The following is a 19,388-nucleotide window of genomic DNA, read 5'->3' as shown; positions in this document are numbered from 1 at the left end:
TCGCAAGTTTCGCGAAACGACGCGGCTGGCTCGGCTATGCTGGATGAGTCAGCGAAAACCTACGGGAGGCGTCATGAGGGGATTTACATTGTACGGCGTGCGTTACCTGGGCCTGGTGCTGCTGTTGGCGCTTGCCAGTCCGGCGCTGGCAGACGAAGTCAACTGGCCGCGGATGGTCGATTCGGCAGACGGCGTACCGATTGCCTACGAGGTGCAGGGACGCGGCGAACCGACGCTCGTCTTCATTCATGGCTGGAGCTGCGACGGGCGGTACTGGCGCGGGCAGCTGCCGTACTTCTCTCAGACGCATCGCGTCGTAACGATCGACCTCGCAGGGCACGGTCATTCTGGCCTGGGGCGTGAGTCCTACACCATGCCGGCCTTCGGCGAGGACGTGAAGGCGGTGCTGGATGACCTGGAAGTGGAGCAGGCGATCCTTATCGGACACTCCATGGGCGGGCCGGTCAGCGTGGAAGCGGCACGCCTGATGCCGGAGCGCGTGATCGGGATCGTCGGCGTCGACACCTTCCACAACATAGCCTCGGAGATCAGCCAGGAGCAGCGCGACGGGATGCTGGAACCGCTCCAGGAGGACTTTGCACCGGCCGCACGCCAGTTCGTGGCGTCGATGTTCATCGATAGCACCGACCCTGAGCTGCGCGGCTGGGTCATGCATGACATGGCGGCCGCGCCGCCAGAGGTGGCCATCAGCGCCATGGAGGACATGCTGTCGCGGCATGCCGATGGCGAAGCAGCACGACAGTTCGAGGCACTGACGATACCCGTGGTGGCTATCAACGCCGACCTGTGGCCGACCGACGTCGAAGCCAACCGGCAACTGCTGCCCGAGTTCGATGCCGTTATCATGGAAGATACCGACCACTTCCTGCACATGGCCAGGCCGGAGGCCTTCAACCGTGAGCTGGAGCGGATGATCGGCACGCCGCCATGACAGCCGAGGGTGGCAGGTAAGATCTGGCGCCAGGAACTGGATTACTGGAAAGGTCTGAACTGGACGGCAGGCAGAATGGCATTGCGCCGCCCCCAGCAGGTACAATATCCTGTACGTACCGATTTATGTACAGGAGATAGCGAGTGGAAGCCATCAGCTACACCGCCGCCCGCACCCATCTGGCCAAGACCATGCAGCAGGTCTGCGAGGACCATGCGCCGGTGATCATCACTCGCAGCAGAGCCGACTCCGTGGTGATGATGTCGCTGGAGGACTACGAAGCCCTTCAGGAAACCGCTTACCTGCTGCGCTCGCCAAAGAACGCCCGCCGCCTGCTCGAATCCATCGCCCAACTGGAAGATGACAAGGGTCAGGAGCGGGAGCTTATCGAGGAATGAAGCTGACATTCTCCGAGCACGCCTGGGAGGAGTATCTCTACTGGCAGAAGACCGACAAGAAGGTGCTCCGCAGAATCAATCAGCTCATCAAGGAGATCCGGCGCACCCCCTTCGAGGGCATCGGCAAGCCGGAACCGTTGAAACACGGCCTGGCAGGCTACTGGTCTCGCAGAATCAACGACGAGCACCGTATCGTCTACAAGGTCACGGAGGATGCGCTGCTAATCGCGCAGCTGCGCTATCACTACTGACCCGCGAGACGACCTCAGAGTGCTTCATCGTTCTCAATGGGAGTGCCGGCCGGTGCGGGTTAATGAAGTGCCGATCGGTTCAGCATTGACTCAAAAATCCCGTAGATTTTCGAGCTCTTCCACAGTTTCACTACGCAGCTTCTTCAATAGTGTTGCGCTTGGAACTTGAGACCGCCATGTCATTCTGGGTCATGGGGGGGTCCTGTCAGTGGCGCCACGCCGGCCTTATTTCAATTTGGTGCCGAAAATAAAATAAGCGGTGGCACTATTTTAGGTACGGGACGATCTCATTGCTGTCCTCGGTCATCAGCCTGACCAACTTGGGATGTACGAAGAGTTTCTTCGATGCCGTCGACATATCCAGAAGGCGTGTCGAAAAAACGCGTTTCGTGAACATGTCACGCCGACATGTTGACGCCACGAACACGTCAGCTCGCTTCCCAGAGGGCGTCGTTGAGGGCAATGAGCACTTCATCAAGGTAGTTGCCCAGCACGGCATCGAGCTGCTTCAAGCCACCATGATCGGAAAACACTGGTTGATGAAGATCCGATCGAGCGCCACTTCATGAGTGAGCTGTCTGGCCAGGCGGTCGAGCCACTTGCACTGGCTGGGGGTCCAGGGGTGCAAGGCATAGAGGCATGTTAGGCTATGAACAATTACTTTCAGGAGTGCACCATGACCGCCGTCGAGTTGCTCGAACGTCTGATAGGGTTTCCCACCGTTTCCCGCGAATCCAATCTCGACTTGATCGGTTTCGTTGAAACCTATCTCGACGAATACGGTATCGAGCACTGGCGGATCGTTAACGATGACGGCAGCAAGGCAAACCTGCTGGCGCGCATCGGTCCGGCAGTGGAAGGCGGTGTGGTGCTATCGGGGCATACCGACGTGGTGCCGGTGGACGGGCAACCGTGGTCTACCGATCCGTTCGAACTCGTCGACAAGGGGGACGGCCGGCTCTATGGACGTGGCACCTGCGACATGAAGGGGTTCATTGCCTGCGCACTGGCCGAGGTACCGAACTGGGTACGGCAGGACCTCACGAAGCCGATCTACCTGGCCTTCTCCTATGACGAGGAGGTCGGTTGTATTGGCGCCCCGCGCATGATCGAACGCCTGATGGCCGACCACCCACGCCCCTCAGCGGTAATCGTCGGCGAGCCGACCCTGATGCAGCCGGTGGTAGCCCACAAGGGAGCCACCAACCTGCGCACCACCGTGACCGGCCGTGCCTCTCACTCCAGCCAGGTCAACCAGGGTGTCTCGGCAATCCATGTGGCTGCCCGGCTGGTGACGAAGATAGAGGACGTGATGGCCGAGCTGCGTGCAGAGGGGCGCGTGGACGAGGCCTTCAACGTCGTACACTCCAGCCTGCACGTGGGCAAAATCGCTGGCGGCACCGCAATCAACATCATGGCCCGCGAATGTACCTTCGAGTGGGAAATCCGCCACCTGCCGCAGGACCGCTTCGAGGAACTGGTCGGGCGCGTGAACGACTACGCCGCCGAGCTAGAAGCCGAAATGCAGGCCAGGGCTCCCGAGACGCGCATTGTCACAGAGGCGCTCAACGTCACGGTGCCGGCGCTGGCCGACGACAACAACGCCGAGGTACTCGCCCTGTGCTGCGAACTGCTCGGGGAACGGCCCAGCGGCGCCGTGGCCTACGCCACCGAGGCTGGTCAGTTCCAGCGCGTGGGACTGCCTACCGTGATCTGCGGTCCCGGCAGCATCGCCCAGGCCCACCAGCCCGACGAGTATATCGAAAGCGAACAACTCGAAGCAGGCAGCGAGTTCATGCGGGCATTAGGGCAGCGACTGGCAAGCGGTTAGGCTTTGAACTCCGGCTCGGAAAGCCCCGTGACCTCAGTCTTCATCTGCAACAGGCTGCCTGCCAGGGGCCAGCGCGCCTTGCCCTCGGCATCCAGGTGCTGGGTCGCGGTGGTGATGTAGAGTGTACGCAGGTCAGGCCCACCGAAGGCCACCATGGTGGGTTGCGGACAAGGTACCTCATGCTCCGCCAGCAGTTCGCCTTCGGGCGAGAAGCGCACGATGCGACCACCGTCGTAGAGCGCACTCCAGTAGCACCCTTCGCTGTCCACTGCCGCACCATCGGGCACGCCGGGCAACCCCAGCGCTTCCAGGTCGACCCAAGTCTCTCCCTCCCCCAGCGTGCCGGTGTCGACATCGAAGGGGTAGCGCAGGATTCGCCGAGTCAGCGAGTCGGTATGGTAGAGCCAGCGCCGGTCGGAGCTGAAGGCCAGACCGTTGGATATGCCGATACCCGTCAGTCGCCGCGTCAGTTCACCGCGTTCGAGGCAGTAGAGCGCCGCGGTGGGGCTCGCCTCAACGACATCTATGGTGCCTACCCACAGGCGTCCTGCGGCATCGCAGCGGCCGTCATTGAAGCGGTTGCCCCGTCCTGCCTGCCCCCCTTTTTCCGGACCTTTCTTCCACTCGGGATTGTCGGCCAGTCGCTGGGGCTCGCCATCCTCGGCCAGGCGCAGGATGCCCGACGTGGTGGCAGCCACCAGCCCCGAACCGGCAATCGCCACGCAGCCCACTTTCTCGCCAAGCTCGGTGCGAGTCGGTACAGCCCCATCCTGGGGTCGCCAAGCGTAGACATGGCCGTTGTTGATGTCGACCCAGTAGAGGGTCTGGCGTGCCACCGACCACACCGGGCTCTCGCCCAGGCTCATGTCGAGCTCCACCGCTACCGTCATCGCGTTATCCTGCATGCCGTCATCCCTTGTGTCATTTGCGGTCTCATCGACCGAGCCATCATCGAGTCGCTTCAGACAGGCAGAAGCGCCACTGCTGCCTCAGGCTCTGGCCTCGCTGCAGCTCCACCAACCCCTGGGCCGTGGGGTCTGGGAAGTGATGGGCATCGACGTCGTGACTTACCGGCTCGAAGCAGAAGAAGTCGGCGTTCTCCCCCGGCGAGAAGAGGAGGTAGCGCGACAGGTTGGGCAGCGTAGTGACGTCGAGGGCTATGCCGCGCTCGGGCCAGCTGAGCAGCGCTTGCCCGTTCCAGCCGGTAAAGAGGTTATCGATCCGGCCTGCGGGGAGCGAAGCTGCCACTGCGAAATTCCAGGAATCGTCCGCCTCCATGCGGCGCCAGCGCGTCGGCAACTGCTCGGCATCCACCTCCCAGACGCCGTCGGCCGGCGCCTCGAGGCGCACGTCAGCGCTGCGTGGAAACCAGGGATGCAAGCCCAGGCCATAAGGGGCGGGGACATCACCAAGATGAGTCAGCATCAGTTCAACCGTCAGGCCTCCCTCCTCAAGGCGATACGTGAGTACCGCACGATAGTCGAAGGGTGGCTGCCAGGACGAGCAGAGGCCTAGTCGCAGCTCGGTCTGTCCCTGGTGCTCGACTTGCCAGGCCTGCTGCCAGCCATCACCGTGAATCGGCAACGGCTCCCCCGCCAGATTGGCTGCGAGTGAATAGTGTCGCCCCCGCCAGTCGAATCCACCGTCGGAGATACGATTGGACCAGGGCAGCAGCGGGTAGAGGCCCATCTTGTTGGGATCGTGTTCCGCCTCGCTGCCGGGGCGGAACAGCGGCAATGGGCCGGCCGCTGTCAGGGCGTCGAAACGCACCACGCACCCTCCCAGCTCAGGCGCCACTACCAGCCGCAGTTGGCCATTGTCGAGCCGAATGGCCATCCTAGAAGTCCACCCAGGCGCCCCCTGCCGAGGAAGACTCCAGCGCACGGGTGATGAACACCAGCCCGTCGACACCGTCGGCCACCCCCGGAGTACCGGTTGCCAGCGCCTCCGGTTCCCGACCGCTCGCGCGCGCCCGAATCTGCTCGGCGAAGTCACTGTAGATCTGTGCGAACGCCTCCAGGTAGCCCTCGGGATGCCCCGGTGGAATGCGTGCCGCCCCCAGCGCCGCGGCCCCCAGATCGGGACCGTTTCGGGTCAGTGTTCGCGGCGGCTCGCCCAGCGGCGAATGCACCAGCCGATTGGGCTCCTCCTGGCACCACTCAAGCCCCCCGCGACTGCCGTAGACGCGCAGCCGCAGACCGTTCTCATTGCCCGGGGAGACTTGGCTCGACCACAGCATGCCTCGGGCGCCGCCCTTGAAGCGCAGCATCATGTGGACGTTGTCGTCCAGCGCGCGCCCCTCCACGAAAGTATGCAGATCAGCGGCCAGGGCCTGGGGTTCCAGCCCAGTGACGAAGCGCACCAGATTATAGGCATGGGTACCGATATCCCCCAGACACCCGGCCGGACCACTGCGCTTGGGATCCGTTCGCCACTCGGCCTGCTTGACGCCGCTATCCTCAAGGCGCGTGGAGAGCCAGTCCTGGGGGTATTCGACCTGAATCACGCGCAGCTCGCCCAGCTCGCCTTTGGCCACCATCTCACGGGCCTGGCGCACCAGCGAGTAGCCGGTGTAGTTGTGGGTCAGGCCAAAGAAACGACCGCTGCGTTCGACCAGTTCCGCCAGCGCCCGGGCTTCCTCCAGGGTCGTGGTCATCGGCTTGTCACAGATGACGTGTATCCCTGCCTCCAGAAAGGTCTTGGCCACCTCGAAATGCACATGATTGGGCGTGACGATGGCCACGACATCGATGCCATCGTCACGCTGGCTTTCCGCCTCGGCCATGGCGCGGTAGTCCGGATAGGCGCGATCCGGCGCCACGTGCAGCTCCGCTGCAGAGGCTCGGCTGCGATCGGGATCGGAGGCGAAGGCACCGGCGACCAGCTCGTAGTGGTCATCGAGCCTTGCCGCCATGCGGTGTACGCCGCCAATGAAGGCGCCCTGGCCGCCACCGACCATGCCCAGGCGCAGCCGGCGGGACGTATCCTGTTGTTGGCTCATGTCGTTGTATCCTTCAGTCGAGGCCCAGCAGGCGGCGGTTGGTCGCCTCGTCGACGCCGGCGTCGGCGAAGTCGTCGAAGGCCCGCTCGGTTACCTGGATGATATGGTCGCGAATGAAGGTGGCTCCTTCGCGGGCGCCGACCTCCGGATGCTTGAGGCAACACTCCCACTCCAGCACCGCCCAGCCGTGGTAATCGTTGGCGGCCATCCACGAGAACATCGACTTGAAGTCGACCTGGCCGTCGCCCAGCGAACGGAAGCGCCCGGCGCGCTCGGTCCAGGACTGGTAGCCGGAGTAGACGCCCTGCTTGGGGCTGGGATTGAACTCGGCGTCCTTGACGTGAAACATCTGGATGTGGTCGCGGTAAACGTCGAGAAAGCCCAGATAGTCGAGCTGCTGCAGGATCAGGTGGCTGGGATCGTAGAGAATATGGCAGCGCGGGTGATGGCCGACCCGCTCGAGAAACATCTCGAAGGTAACACCGTCGTGCAGGTCCTCGCCGGGATGGATCTCGTAGCAGAGGTTGACGCCGGCCTCATCGAAGGCGTCGAGGATCGGCCGCCAGCGCTTGGCCAGCTCGTCGAAGGCGGCGTCGATCAGTCCCGCCGGACGCTGCGGCCACGGATAGACATAGGGCCAAGCCAGCGCGCCGGAGAAGGTGCCGTGATCCGTCAGGCCCAGGTTCTTCGAGGCCCTGGCGGCCAGCATCAGCTGCTCCACCGCCCACGCCTGGCGGGCCTTGGGGTTGCCTCTCACCTCGGGTACGGCGAAGCCGTCGAACATCTCGTCGTAGGCGGGGTGCACGGCCACCAGCTGGCCCTGGAGGTGGGTCGAGAGTTCGGTCAGTGCCAGGCCGTGCTCGGCCAGGGTGCCCTTGATCTCATCGCAGTAGGTCTGGCTCTCGGCGGCGCGTTTCAGATCGATCAGGCGCGCGTCCCAGCTGGGAATCTGCACGCCTTCGTAGCCTACCCCCGCCGCCCAGCGGGCGATGCTGTCCAGGCTATTGAAGGGGGCGTCGTCACCGGCAAACTGAGCGAGGAAGATCGCCGGCCCTTTGATGGTTTGCATAGTGGGCTCTCCGATGGGTTCTCGGGCAGATAGACGCGGGCGAGCGCTGCGGCGCCCGCCCGCTGGGATCGATCAGAACGGTGAATCGGGGAAGTAGTACTGCTCGGCGTTCTCCTGGGTGATCAGCGGGGAGCCGAGAATGTACTGACCGGTCACCGGGCCGTTGGAGGTGAAGTGCTGGACGGTGAGGTCCATGGCGGTGGCGATCATCGCCGGCGGATAGAGCACGTCCACCGGCACCAGCTCGTCGCCCTCCATGACGCGCTTGATGATGTCCTTCATGCCGGCCCCGCCGACGATGAACAGCTCGTCCTCGCGCTCGGCCTGACGCACCGCCTCGATCACCCCGAGGGCGATATCGTCATCCTGGGCCCACACCGCATCGATGCGGTCGAAGCGAGCCAGGTAGTCCTGCATCACCTCGAAGCCATCGTCGCGGTTCCAGTTGGCGTGCTGCATGTCGAGGATATTGATCTCGGAGCCTTCGATGGCTTCCTGGAAGCCTTGCACGCGTTCGTCGTCGATCACCGTGGGAATCCCGCGCAGCACCACGATATCGCCCTGGCCGTCGAGCCGGTCACGAATGTACTCGCCGGAGACGCGGCCCATCTCGTGGTTGTTGCCGGCAACGTAGAGGTCTTCGATGCCCTCCTGCTCGAGGCCGCGGTCGACCACGGTGACGAACACCCCGGCATCCTTGACCCGCCGCACCGGGTCGGTCAGCGGCCCGGACTCGAAGGGCAGCACCACCAGCGCATCGATATTTCGCTGCGAGACCAGATCCTCCAGGTCGTTGGCCTGCTCGCCCGGATTGCTGGCGGTGGAGATGGTAATGGCAATGTTGGGATGTGCCGCCTCCAGGCGCTGCTTGGCCTGTTCGGCGTGGAAGTTCACCCCACCGGTCCAGCCGTGGGTGGCAGCCGGTATCGACACCCCGATGGTGTAGTCCGCGGCGATGGCGACGGTCGGTGTTGCCATCACGGCAGCGGTGGCTAACGCAGCGAATGTTGTCTTTATGGTTCGCATGGTGACGCTCCTTTCCTACCTTGGTTGTTATTGGTTAGTGCTTGACGCGTTATTGGTTAATGCATGTGTAGACCTGTTCAGGTCCCCGTCTTCCTCCACGAAGCGCGCTGCAGGTACACCGCGACGATAATGATGATCCCCTGCACCGTGCCGTTGAGATAATTGGAAATGGCATCCGTCAGATTGAGAATGTTGCCGATCATGGTGAGCATGATCGCCCCCACCACCGTTCCCCAGATGCGTCCATGGCCGCCCTTGAGCATGGTGCCGCCGATGATCACCGCGGCAATCGCCTCGAGTTCCCAGAGCACCCCGGTGGCCCCCGACGCCGAGCCCAACCGCGGCACGTAGATGATGGTCGCCAGCGCCACGCATACGCCTTGCAGCATGTAGGTCATGGTCTTGATGCGATCGACATGGATGGCGCTGTACTCGGCCACCTTCTCGTTGGAGCCGATGGCGAAGCAGTAGCGGCCGAAACGGGTATGGTTGAGCAGGATATAGCCGGCCACCGCCACCAGCAGGAACACCAGCACCGGAATCGGGATGCCCATCAGGTGGCCGTAATAGACCGGCCGGTAGATGTCGCGCACGCCCCAGTCCAGCGACAGGGTGCCGCCGTCGGCGAGGTAGGTCACCAGCGAGCGATAGATGCCCATGGTGCCAAGGGTGACGATAAAGGCCTCGATCTTGCCCTTGGTGGTCACCATCCCGTTGATGAAGCCGGCGCACAGGCCCAGGATCAGCGAGGCCCCCACGCCCAGCAGCACGGTGGTGAGGCCGGGGCCGAACTGCTCCACCAGGCTGTTCATCAGGATGATCATCACCCCGGCGATGAAGGCCGCCATCGACCCCACCGAGAGATCGAGCCCCCCGGCGGTAATGACGAAGGTGGCACCGATCGCGATGATGCCGATGAAGGCACTGCGCGTCAGCATGTTCGAGAGATTATCCAACCCCAGAAAGGCGGGATTGATCAGGGCGCCCAGCAATGCCAGCGCGATCAGCGCCACGAAGGGGCCCCACGTCTTCAGGTCCAGGGGGATGCTTCCCCGCTTGATCGGTTTGCTATCAGGCACGACGATGCTCATCCACCCCTACCCCCTTGATTCCGGATGCGTACTGCATGATTTCCTGCTCGTTGATCTGCTCGCCCTCGAGGATGCCGGTGAGGACACCGGCACACATCACTGCCACACGATGCGACAGGCCGATCAGCTCACCCATCTCCGAGGAGATGAGAATGACGGAGCGACCGGCATCGGTGAGTTCGCGGATGAAGTGATAGATCTGGTGCTTGGTCCCGACATCGATGCCCCGCGTCGGCTCGTTGATGATGACGATCTCGGGGTCGACGGACATGACCTTGGCCAGCAGCAGCTTCTGCTGGTTGCCACCGGACAGTTCCGCTGCCGTAAGCGCCTGGGTGCGCAGACGGATATCGAAGCGGCTCGTCGCCTCCTCGAAGGCCTGGGCTTCCTGCTTGCGGTCGATCAGCGGATGACAGTAGGCACGCAGGTTGAGCAGGGTCAGATTGGGGCGTAGCCCCATGTTGAGCACCAGCCCCTTGGCCTTGCGATCCTCCGTGAGATAGGCAATGCGGTGTCGCACCGCGTCGCGCAGGTGCCGCAGCGTCACCGGTTCGCCGTGTCGTAGAACCTGCCCCGCACTGCGCGGACGCAATCCCAGCAGTGATTCGATCAGCGCCGTGCGCCCCGCACCCACGACGCCGCCGAAGCCGAGCACTTCGCCTTTGCGCAAGGCAAAGCTGGCCCAGTGCACCGCACCGGGCACGACGATGTCGCGAGCCTCGAAAACGTAGGGAGCATCGTCGGGAACAGGGGTGCGAGCCGGGTACATCTCGGTGATTTCACGGCCCACCATGAGCCGGGCCAGCTCCTCCTTGCTACGCCTTTTCATGGGTCCAGAGTCGATCAACCGGCCGTCGCGCAGCACCGTGACCCGGTCTGCAATCTGCTCGATTTCGCGGAGCTTGTGAGAGATATAGAGAATCGCCACCCCGCGCTTGCGGAGGCGAGACACTAGGGCAAACAACACCTGCACCTCATGCTCGGTCAAGGTGGCGGTGGGCTCGTCCATGATCAACACGCGCACGTCGCGTGTTACCGCCTTGGCGATCTCCACCATCTGCTGGTCCGAGGTACTGAGGTCCTTGACCCGTGCAGTGGGCTCGACCTTCGTCTCGAGTTCCGCCAGCGCTTTACGGCAGTGGCTACGCATCGCCTTGCGATCCAGGAAAGGGCCGCGCCGAATCTCTCGCCCGAGGAAGATGTTCTCCTCGACCGTCAAAAGCTCCGCCAACGCCAGCTCCTGGTGGATCATTACCACGCCATCGGCCTCCGCCTCCCCGCTGGAGCGGTAACGCCTCGGCTCGCCTGACATCTCGACCTCGCCAGACGTCGGAGACAGATAGCCGGCGAGGATACGCACCAGCGTCGACTTGCCGGCGCCGTTCTCACCCAGCAGCGCATGGACCTCACCCGCCCGCAGCATCAGATCAACATCGAACAGCACCTGATTGCCGCCGAAGGAACGAGAAATCTGCCGCCCCTCGAGCAGCACCTCGTTATCTGTATCCATCAGCCCCACCCCGCATCGACCGGAAATTCCTGGCCCGTCAGCTGAGCGCTATCATCCGCTGCCAGGAACAGTACCGTTGGTGCCACATGCTCCGGCGCCAGGCGCACTTTCAGGCTCTGATGCTCCAGAATGCGCAACTCATCCTCGGGGCTGATCCACTTGTCGAGCTGCCGCCGGGTCAGGATGCAGCCTGGCACCACCGTGTTGACACGAATGTCCTTCTCGCCGAGGTCACGTGCCAGGCTGCGTGTCAGACCGTGAACGGCCGCCTTGGCCGTGACGTAGGCGGCAAGACCACCCAATGCAAGGCGTACACTGATCGAGCCGAAATTGATGATCGAACCACCGCCAGCCACCGCCATCTGATCGGCGACCGCCTGAGTAGAGAAGAACATGGGGCGCAGGTTGAGCGACATTCGCTCATCCCAATACTCGACGCTGACATCGCGCCAGTCATGGCGATCATCGTTGGCGGCGTTATTCACCAGCGTGCGGATGGGACCCAGCGTCTCGCCTACCTCATGAATCACTGTCTGAAGTGCAGCGATATCGCGGATATCACAGTGGCGATAGAGGAGTGCCCTGCCCGTTTCCGCTTCGAGTTCGTGACACAGCCTCTGGCTGGCCTCATCATCGATATCGACGAAGGCAACCCGAGCGCCCTGGCGATGAAAAGCGCGGGTCAAGGCGGCACCAATCCCGCCACCGCCTCCGGTCACGAAGACGACGCGCCCATCAAGGCTGGGATAGCGGGCAGTAGGGAGTAGCATGGAGGTCACCTTTTATTGTTATTCAGAGCACAAGGCACGTGATCTGCATTTACTTTAGGCGATAAAATAAAGGTCTGCACATGCCACTTAAGTCGTATTTTAACGCCTTTTTTTATGGGTCTCCCTGACATTCCTTGGCGTAAACAAGGCCAGAACAGGCGTGAATGAGGCAAAGTGCGGCGTCAAGACGGTGACTTCAGGGCTGCGACGTTGATATACTTTTTCTATTAAACTAAACAGACCGGCAGCCTTCATGGCCACTCAGATTATTGAAACTACCAGGCAGGACAATACGTTAGCCGTTATCCACTCGTTGCGGACGAAGGGGCCTATGGCTCGGGTGGATCTGGGTCCAATGAACGGTATCAGCTCGGCAACCGTCACCTCGGTTACCGCGGAATTGCTGGGCCAGGGACTGATCAGCGAACTGCCTCCCGAGACGATCCGCAGCGGCGGCAGGGGGCGACCCAAGACCCTGATCCAGCTCAACCCCGATGCTGCCTTCGTCATTTGCGTGAAGGTGTCGATCAACGAGATTCAGATCGTGGTGGGGGACTTCACCGGCCAGATACGCCACAGCATGCACCACCCTCTCACGACACTGACCCTGACCCTTGAAGACTTGTACGCTGTTCTGGAAGAGAAGATCGAAGCGATACGGGCGGATGTTTGTCATACCTTCCAACATCTTGCAGGCATCTGCCTGGCCGTACAGGGGGTGGTATCTCCCAATAGTGGACTCATCATCTGGTCGCCGGCCCTGAGCTTTCGCAATGCCCCCATCTCGGAGCGCCTCGCCACCGCATTTTGCTGCCCGGTACTGCTCGAGAACGACGCCAACTGCATCGCCAGGGCACTGACCAGCCACCCGGAATATGCCGCCTATCCCAATCTGATCGTCATCATGCTGGGCTATGGGATCGGCATGTCCGTGCTCATCGACGGCAAGCCCTTTCTGGGCACCAACGGCTCGGCAGCCGAGTTCGGCCACACCAAGTATGAACCCGGCGGGGCACTTTGTGCCTGCGGCCGGCGCGGCTGTATCGAGGCCTATGCCAGTGACTACGCCCTGTATCGTGAAGCCCGCGCCATGCTGACCTTGCCACCCGGCGATAGCGCCCACCCATCGGACGCACAGATGCAGGCGCTGAATCAGTTGGCGATAGCGGGTGACCCTGTCGCCAGCAAGATCTATAGCAAGGCTGGTCGCGCATTGGGGTATGGGATTGCCAACGTTCTCGCCCTGTTCAACCCCGATCTGGTCTTGATCACCGGCTCCGGAGTGCGTGGCTTCGAGGCCATGCGTCCATCAATGGAAGAGGCTATCGACGAAGCCCTGGTCGAGGAGCTCATCGGCCCGAGCCGCCTGATCGCGAGCCCATGGGACCGGGACATGACCTTCCTCGGCGGCATTGCCATGACCCTCCATGCCACCGACCTGCAGACCCTGTCCGGCTGCCAGGTGAGCGCCTGATCGGCTGCAGCATGCGGTCAGGCGGTGCAGACAGGCATCCACAGCATCAGTGCGAATGCCTGGGTACCTCGGCACCACGACAACCGACCAGGAAGTCGAAGTCGCAGCCCTCGTCGGCCTGCAATACGTGCTCGATGTACAGCTGCCGGTAACCGCCGTCGCTGGCGATACGCCGCGAGGCAGCGGTGGGGTCGCTTTGCGCCAGGCGCGCTTCCAGTTCGGCATCGTCGATCTCCAGGTGCAGGCGTCCAGAGGCGCAGTCGAGTTCGACCCAGTCGCCGTCGCGAACCGCCGCCAATGGGCCGCCCGCCGCCGACTCAGGCGCCACGTGGAGCACAACGGTGCCGTAGGCAGTGCCACTCATGCGCGCATCCGATATTCGCACCATGTCGGTGACGCCCTGCTCGAGCAGCTTGGCGGGGAGCCCCATGTTGCCGACTTCAGCCATGCCGTGATAGCCACGCGGGCCACAGTTCTTCATCACCAGTACGCTGTCGGCGTCGACCGCCAGGTCGGGCGCATTGATGCGCGCCTTGTAGTCATCGAAGTCTTCGAATACCACCGCCCGACCGCGATGCTGCATCAACTCTGGGCTGGCGGCCGAAGGCTTGAGCACCGCCCCGTTGGGTGCCAGGTTGCCCCGCAGCACGCATATTCCGCCATCGGCAACCAGGGGTTTGTCCAGTGGCCGGATCACTTCATCGTTGTAGAGCGGCGCGTCCTTGACGTTGTCCCACAGGCTCTGGCCATTGACGGTGAGGGCCTCCTTGTGTGGCAAGCGGTCGGCTTCACCGAGTCGACGCAGCACCGCCGGCAGCCCACCGGCGTAGTAGAACTCTTCCATCAGGAAGCGACCGGAGGGCTGCAGGTCGACGATGGTGGGCGTGCCACGACCCACGTGACTCCAGTCGTCCAGCGCCAGTTCGACGCCGATGCGCCCGGCGATCGCCTTGAGGTGGACCACGGCGTTGGTCGAGCCGCCGATGGCGGCGTTGGTGCGGATGGCGTTCTCAAAGGACTGGCGGGTCAGTACCTTCGACAGCCGCAGGTCCTCGTCGACCATCTCGACGATGCGGTTACCGGAGAGATGCGCCAGCACATAGCGGCGCGAGTCCACCGCCGGAATCGCCGCGTTGTGCGGCAGCGAGGTGCCCAGGGATTCCGCCATGCAGGCCATGGTCGAGGCGGTGCCCATGGTGTTGCAGGTGCCCGCCGAGCGCGACATGCCGGCCTCGGCGGCCATGAAGTCATGCAGCGAGATCTTGCCGGCCTTGACCTGCTCCGAAAGCTGCCAGACCACGGTGCCGGAGCCGATGTCCTTGCCCTCATGCTTGCCATTGAGCATCGGCCCGCCGCTGACCACGATCGTCGGGATATCGCAGCTGGCCGCGCCCATAAGCAGTGCCGGGGTGGTCTTGTCGCACCCCACCAGCAACACCACCGCATCCAGTGGGTTGCCGCGAATCGCCTCCTCGACGTCCATGCTTGCCAGGTTGCGGGTGAACATCGCCGTGGGCCGCAGCAGTGACTCCCCGTTGGAAAAGACGGGGAACTCCAACGGGTAGCCACCGGCCTCCAGAACGCCCTGCTTGACGTGGTCGGCGAGCTTGCGGAAATGAGCATTGCAGGGCGTGAGCTCCGACCAGGTGTTGCAGATACCGATGATCGGCTTGCCCTGGAACTCGTGGTCGGGGATGCCCTGGTTCTTCATCCAGCTGCGGTACATGAAGCCGTTCTTGTCGGCGGTGCCGAACCATTGAGCGGAACGCAACGAACGCTGGCGATCAGTCATGAAAAATCTCCAATATCGGGGGTCAGGTTCAAGCGCCCGGTTTCGGTCTCGGCGTGGCTATCCCAGGCCTGGGACCGGTCTGGCCAAGGTATTAATTCAGACGCTCAGGGCAACTCGAAGCCACGGCCCAGCGAACTGGCGCCGGGTTCGAGTCCCAGGGCCTCTGCGGTGCCGGCAAGCACCGCCTGGGCGGCCAGGAAAGCCTCCTCAGGACGCCGCATGCGGATGCTTTCCATCACTTGGCGATGCCGCTCGAGGCTCTCCTCGGGGTCGCTGGCATGCTCGTTGGACATGGTCACCAGCAGGTGGATCGACGGCCTGAGGATGTGCGACAGCTGCGCCCAGACGATATTGTGGGTAGCCTTGAAGATCGCCACGTGGAAGGCCACGTCACACTCGCTGTGCAGGCGCCGCTCCTCGGCGCAGCTGGCATTGCGCAGGTTCTGCCCCAGGCCCTCGAAGGCCTCCTCGATGGCGACCAGGTCGCGGGCCGTGGCACGCCGCGCCGCGGTCATCGCCACATAGGGCTCGACGTCGAGGCGAAAGGCCAGTATCTCGCGCTGGATCTCCGGGTTGGGCGCCGCATAGCGGGACATCCACTCGGTCACCTGGGGATCGAGGATATGCCACTCGGCATACTCGCGGACCTTGGAACCATGACCGGAGATACGCTCGATGATGCCGACATCGACCAACTGACGCAGGTCGCTGCGCACCGCCGAGCGGTTGATGGCGAAGCGCTCGCAGAGGTCGAGTTCACGGGGCACGAAGTCGCCCGGCTGGTAGCGGCCGGCGAAGATCGCCTCGGCCAGATATTCGGCGATACTGGCACGGGCCGGTGGCTTGCGTAGAGATGACGTCACGGCGATGAGATCCTGTTGCGATTCCTGAATATCATAACGCACTCGACTGGTCTGCCGGCGCCCGCAGCGCCGGGTCCACACCCGCTCGCAGCCTCAACTCCAGCCGGCGCTCATAGAGCCCCTTGGCGAACAGGGTGCCAAGCACCAGGACACCGCCGACCATTGCCATCGGCGCCGGCTGCTCGGCGAGAATCCACCAGGCCAGCAAGGTGCCCACGACCACTTCCAGCAATAGCAGCAGGCCCACTTCGGCCGCGGGCAGATAGAGCGGCCCGCGCTGCAGCAGGGTCACTCCACAGGGCACGATGACCAGGCACAGCAGGATCACCACGGCGAGCTGGTTCGTCGCCGGCAGCGACGGCTCGCTGCCGGCAAGCCAGAACAGCCCGGCAACGCTGCCGACGATCAGGCCGTTGAACACCAGCATCGGACTCATGTCGATACCCGGTCTGGTGCGGCACAGCGTGAAGTTGATGGCCAGGGTGGTGGCCGCCATCAGCGCAAAGGCGTTGCCCACCCAGGAGCCGGCGCCCGCGTCGTCAAGGGCGATCATGGCGATGCCCGCCATGCACAGCCAGATGGCCATCCAGGTTCGCCGTGGCAACCGCTCCTTGAGGATCACCCAGGAAAGCGCCGCGGCGATCAGCGGTGCGCCGGCCAGGATCATCAGCACGTTGCCTGCCTTGGTGTACTGGTTACCGAGGACGAAGCCACAGGTGGTCAGGCTGAACAGCAGCGCCACGGCGATACCCGTCCAACCGCAGCGGCGATAGGCCGCCAGGGTGCCGCGGCCATAGCGCACCAGGGCGATCAGCAGGAAGCCCAGTGCCGAAAGGAAACCGCGCCACATCAGGATCTCCGCATCGGGAAGATCGGCAACCTTGATCAGCAGCGCATCGGGCGCCATGATCAGCGCCCCGCCGCCGGTCAGCAACAGCCCCTGCTGGCGATGAGACAACGCGCTCAAGCGGCTCATGTCAGTGATTGTCCCGCGGCGGGTGTCGACGGGCCACGTCACGATACTTGGTCGCCGGCTCCAGTGTCATGCCACGATCCAGCGGTTCCACCATGCTGCGCTGGATCTCCTGCCAGGGGGTCTGGTGGTCCGGATAGATATAGCCGCCGCGGGCCTCGAGCCGCTGGCGGCGCGCCGCGAGTTCGGCATTATCCACCATCAGCCGTACCTCACCGCGCTTGAGGTCGACGCGCAGCCGATCGCCATTCTCGAGCAGCGACAGCCCCCCGCCGGTGGCCGCTTCCGGCGCCGCGTTGAGAATCGACGGCGAGCCGGAGGTTCCCGACTGGCGTCCATCGCCCAGACACGGCAATGAATCGATGCCGCGCTGCAGCAGAGCCGCCGGCGGCTGCATGTTGACCACCTCGGCACCACCGGGATGGCCGACCGGGCCGGCTCCACGCATCACCAGGATGGTGCGCTCGTCGATGCCGAGCTGCGGGTCGTCGATGCGCGCATGGTAGTCCTCGGAACCGTCGAACACCGCCACCTTGCCTTCAAAGGCGTCGGGGTCGTCAGGATCGCTGAGAAAGCGCGCACGGAAGTCTGGCGAGATCACACTGGTCTTCATCAACGCCGAGTCGAACAGGTTGCCCTTCAGGTTGAGGAATCCGGCGTGAGCCACCAGCGGGTTGGCGTAGCGGCGTATCACCTCGGCATCCCGGGTCTCTTGACCTTCCAGGTTGGCCGCAAGCGTCCGGCCATTGACGGTCAGCACGTCGCCATGGAGCTTGCCGGCCTGCAGCAGCTCATGCAGCACCGCCGGCACGCCGCCGGCACGGTAGAACTCTTCACACAGATAGGCCCCGGCGGGCATCACGTTGGCCAGCAGTGGCACCTCATGGCCGAGGCGCTGCCAGTCGTCATTGGTGAGTTCAACGCCTGCATGCCGGGCAATGGCGTTGACATGTACCGGGGCATTGCTTGAACCGCCCAACCCCGAGCAGGTGACGATGGCATTCTCGAATGCCTCGCGGGTCAGGATATCCAGCGGCCGCAGGTCCTCCCAGACCATCTCGACGATGCGTGTGCCGGTATCGAAAGCGACCATGGCGCGCTCCTTGTAAGGCGCCGGGATGACAGCAGAGCCGGGCAGGCTCATTCCCAGCGCCTCGGCCATGGAGTTCATGGTCGAGGCGGTGCCCATGGTGTTGCAGTGGCCAATGGAAGGTGCCGAATCGCTGGCACGTGACAGGAATTCGGCATAGTCGATATCGCCGGCAGCCAGCCGCTTGCGTAGCTCCCAGATGATGGTGCCCGAACCGACCCGTTCGGCTCCACGCCAGCCGTTGAGCATCGGGCCACCGGACAGCACGATGGCCGGGATATTGACCGTGGCCGCCGCCATCAGCGCCGCCGGTGTGGTCTTGTCGCATCCGGTAGTAAGCACCACACCATCCAATGGATAGCCGTGCAATACCTCAACCAGCCCCAGGTAGGCCAGGTTGCGGTCGAGCGCCGCGGTGGGTCGACGCACGTTCTCGTGGATCGGGTGCATCGGGAACTCGAACGGCACCCCGCCGGCGGCGCGAATGCCATCCTTGACCCGTTTCACCAGCTCGATGTGGTGGCGATTGCAGGGTGTCAGGTCCGAACCGGACTGGCTGATGCCGATGATCGGCTTGCCGCTGGTCAACTCCTCCAGGGTCAGGCCGTAGTTGAGGTAGCGCTCGACGCACAGTGCCGTGGTCCCCGGATGCTCGGGGTTGTCGAACCAATAGCGCGAGCGCAACTGGTCGGGGCTGATCCGGTGTGGCTTGGCCATTGTCTAGCTCCACGCCTGGGCGGGTATAAGGATAAGGTTGACTCAGATTATCTTTCATGTTCTCGACCTTACGCCCTCCACCCCGGGAAAGTCGATACATACAAAAGTATATGTTGAACAAATAGAGAATAAGTACGAAAGTCTAACCAGACATGGTGATCATGTCACCATGTCGCTAATCGCTCTGTTGGACAACAATAACGCAATGTGCGGTCGCTGGCGGAAGGGCGCAACACCCAAGCGGCGCTGCACATGGAGGCTCGCATCATGCACTACCCCTTGAAGCTCACCTTGGCAATGGCTGGCATCACATTCCTTGGTACAAGCATTGCCTATGCCGCGACGCCCGACCTATCCGAACCACCCGCCATCGACGGTGACGTGCTCGAAGACCACGGCAGCCATACCATCCGCATGGGGCTCGGCCTGTCCGAGACCTCACCGCAGTACCTCTCCAGCCGCTACTTCGCCGACATCCTTGCCCAGCGCACCGACGGCCGCATCACCGTCAATATCTTCCCCAACAGCCAACTGGGCGACGACGTGCAGATGATGGAGATGCTGCAGACCGGCACCCTGG

The 19,388-nt window shown here is 63.2% G+C and carries 17 protein-coding genes and 1 pseudogene; 6 read left to right on the top strand and 12 right to left on the bottom strand.

Translation table 11 applies throughout. The features are described 5' to 3' along the window. Window positions 1-73: 73 nt before the first annotated feature. From KZO25_RS17135 to argE, 4 genes are all read left to right on the top strand, one after another. Window positions 74-952, top strand: coding sequence for an alpha/beta fold hydrolase (locus KZO25_RS17135; RefSeq protein WP_223137913.1), 879 nt, complete (start codon window positions 74-76; stop codon window positions 950-952). Between the two features lie 143 nt (window positions 953-1,095). Continuing rightward, window positions 1,096-1,350, top strand: a complete 255-nt coding sequence (locus tag KZO25_RS17130) for a type II toxin-antitoxin system Phd/YefM family antitoxin (RefSeq protein WP_066449434.1) — start codon at window positions 1,096-1,098, stop codon at window positions 1,348-1,350. Beyond that, window positions 1,347-1,601 (top strand): Txe/YoeB family addiction module toxin, encoded by a 255-nt coding sequence (locus tag KZO25_RS17125; protein WP_223137912.1) that lies wholly within the window; start codon window positions 1,347-1,349, stop codon window positions 1,599-1,601. The genes KZO25_RS17130 and KZO25_RS17125 overlap by 4 nt, the downstream gene beginning before the upstream one ends. 676 nt (window positions 1,602-2,277) lie before the next feature. Then, complete coding sequence (argE, locus tag KZO25_RS17120) at window positions 2,278-3,432, top strand: acetylornithine deacetylase (protein ID WP_223137911.1); 1,155 nt, start codon at window positions 2,278-2,280, stop codon at window positions 3,430-3,432. Here the strand turns inward: argE and KZO25_RS17115 are convergent. The 8 genes from KZO25_RS17115 to KZO25_RS17080 all read right to left on the bottom strand — a co-directional run bounded on the left by KZO25_RS17115 (window position 3,429) and on the right by KZO25_RS17080 (window position 11,899). After that, on the bottom strand, window positions 3,429-4,337 hold the full coding sequence (locus tag KZO25_RS17115) for an SMP-30/gluconolactonase/LRE family protein (protein ID WP_223137910.1): 909 nt from the start codon (window positions 4,335-4,337) through the stop codon (window positions 3,429-3,431). The genes argE and KZO25_RS17115 overlap by 4 nt on opposite strands. Before the next feature lie 43 nt (window positions 4,338-4,380). Then, window positions 4,381-5,268, bottom strand: coding sequence for an aldose 1-epimerase (locus KZO25_RS17110; RefSeq protein WP_223137909.1), 888 nt, complete (start codon window positions 5,266-5,268; stop codon window positions 4,381-4,383). 1 nt (window position 5,269) lies between these two features. After that, window positions 5,270-6,433 carry a Gfo/Idh/MocA family protein gene (locus tag KZO25_RS17105; RefSeq protein ID WP_223137908.1) on the bottom strand — a complete coding sequence of 388 codons (1,164 nt, stop codon included), beginning with the start codon at window positions 6,431-6,433 and terminating at the stop codon, window positions 5,270-5,272. A gap of 13 nt (window positions 6,434-6,446) precedes the next feature. Next, window positions 6,447-7,502: a sugar phosphate isomerase/epimerase family protein gene (locus tag KZO25_RS17100; RefSeq protein ID WP_066449470.1), complete on the bottom strand. Its 1,056-nt coding sequence runs from the start codon at window positions 7,500-7,502 to the stop codon at window positions 6,447-6,449. A gap of 72 nt (window positions 7,503-7,574) precedes the next feature. Further along, window positions 7,575-8,528, bottom strand: coding sequence for an ABC transporter substrate-binding protein (locus tag KZO25_RS17095; RefSeq protein ID WP_066449473.1), 954 nt, complete (start codon window positions 8,526-8,528; stop codon window positions 7,575-7,577). A gap of 77 nt (window positions 8,529-8,605) precedes the next feature. Further along, the gene (locus tag KZO25_RS17090; RefSeq protein WP_235588856.1) at window positions 8,606-9,607 is read right to left on the bottom strand and encodes an ABC transporter permease; all 1,002 of its coding nucleotides are present in this window, start codon (window positions 9,605-9,607) and stop codon (window positions 8,606-8,608) included. Beyond that, window positions 9,600-11,129, bottom strand: coding sequence for a sugar ABC transporter ATP-binding protein (locus tag KZO25_RS17085; protein ID WP_262489108.1), 1,530 nt, complete (start codon window positions 11,127-11,129; stop codon window positions 9,600-9,602). Before KZO25_RS17085 ends, KZO25_RS17090 begins: the two co-directional genes overlap by 8 nt. Further along, complete coding sequence (locus KZO25_RS17080) at window positions 11,129-11,899, bottom strand: SDR family NAD(P)-dependent oxidoreductase (protein WP_066449482.1); 771 nt, start codon at window positions 11,897-11,899, stop codon at window positions 11,129-11,131. The genes KZO25_RS17085 and KZO25_RS17080 overlap by 1 nt, the downstream gene beginning before the upstream one ends. 355 nt (window positions 11,900-12,254) lie before the next feature. Between KZO25_RS17080 and KZO25_RS17075 the strand changes: the two genes are divergently transcribed. Then, window positions 12,255-13,373, top strand: coding sequence for an ROK family protein (locus tag KZO25_RS17075; RefSeq protein ID WP_262489107.1), 1,119 nt, complete (start codon window positions 12,255-12,257; stop codon window positions 13,371-13,373). A gap of 46 nt (window positions 13,374-13,419) precedes the next feature. Here the strand turns inward: KZO25_RS17075 and KZO25_RS17070 are convergent, their stop codons facing one another. From KZO25_RS17070 to KZO25_RS17055, 4 genes are all read right to left on the bottom strand, one after another. After that, window positions 13,420-15,165 (bottom strand): IlvD/Edd family dehydratase, encoded by a 1,746-nt coding sequence (locus KZO25_RS17070; RefSeq protein ID WP_223137906.1) that lies wholly within the window; start codon window positions 15,163-15,165, stop codon window positions 13,420-13,422. 104 nt (window positions 15,166-15,269) lie between these two features. After that, window positions 15,270-16,028: a FadR/GntR family transcriptional regulator gene (locus KZO25_RS17065; protein ID WP_223137905.1), complete on the bottom strand. Its 759-nt coding sequence runs from the start codon at window positions 16,026-16,028 to the stop codon at window positions 15,270-15,272. Between the two features lie 31 nt (window positions 16,029-16,059). After that, a complete protein-coding gene (locus tag KZO25_RS17060) occupies window positions 16,060-17,004 on the bottom strand; it encodes a DMT family transporter (protein ID WP_223137904.1) in 945 nt (314 codons plus the stop codon). 1 nt (window position 17,005) lies between these two features. Next, a complete protein-coding gene (locus KZO25_RS17055) occupies window positions 17,006-18,808 on the bottom strand; it encodes an IlvD/Edd family dehydratase (protein WP_223137903.1) in 1,803 nt (600 codons plus the stop codon). A gap of 267 nt (window positions 18,809-19,075) precedes the next feature. On the opposite strand from KZO25_RS17055, the pseudogene KZO25_RS17050 reads away from it, so the two are divergent. Then, window positions 19,076-19,388 (top strand): annotated as a pseudogene (locus tag KZO25_RS17050) (TRAP transporter substrate-binding protein); the annotation flags it as partial.

The sequence above is a fragment of the Halomonas sp. ANAO-440 genome (assembly GCF_019915905.1).
Lineage (GTDB): Bacteria > Pseudomonadota > Gammaproteobacteria > Pseudomonadales > Halomonadaceae > Halomonas > Halomonas chromatireducens.
This window is presented reverse-complemented; position numbering and strand designations above follow the sequence as displayed.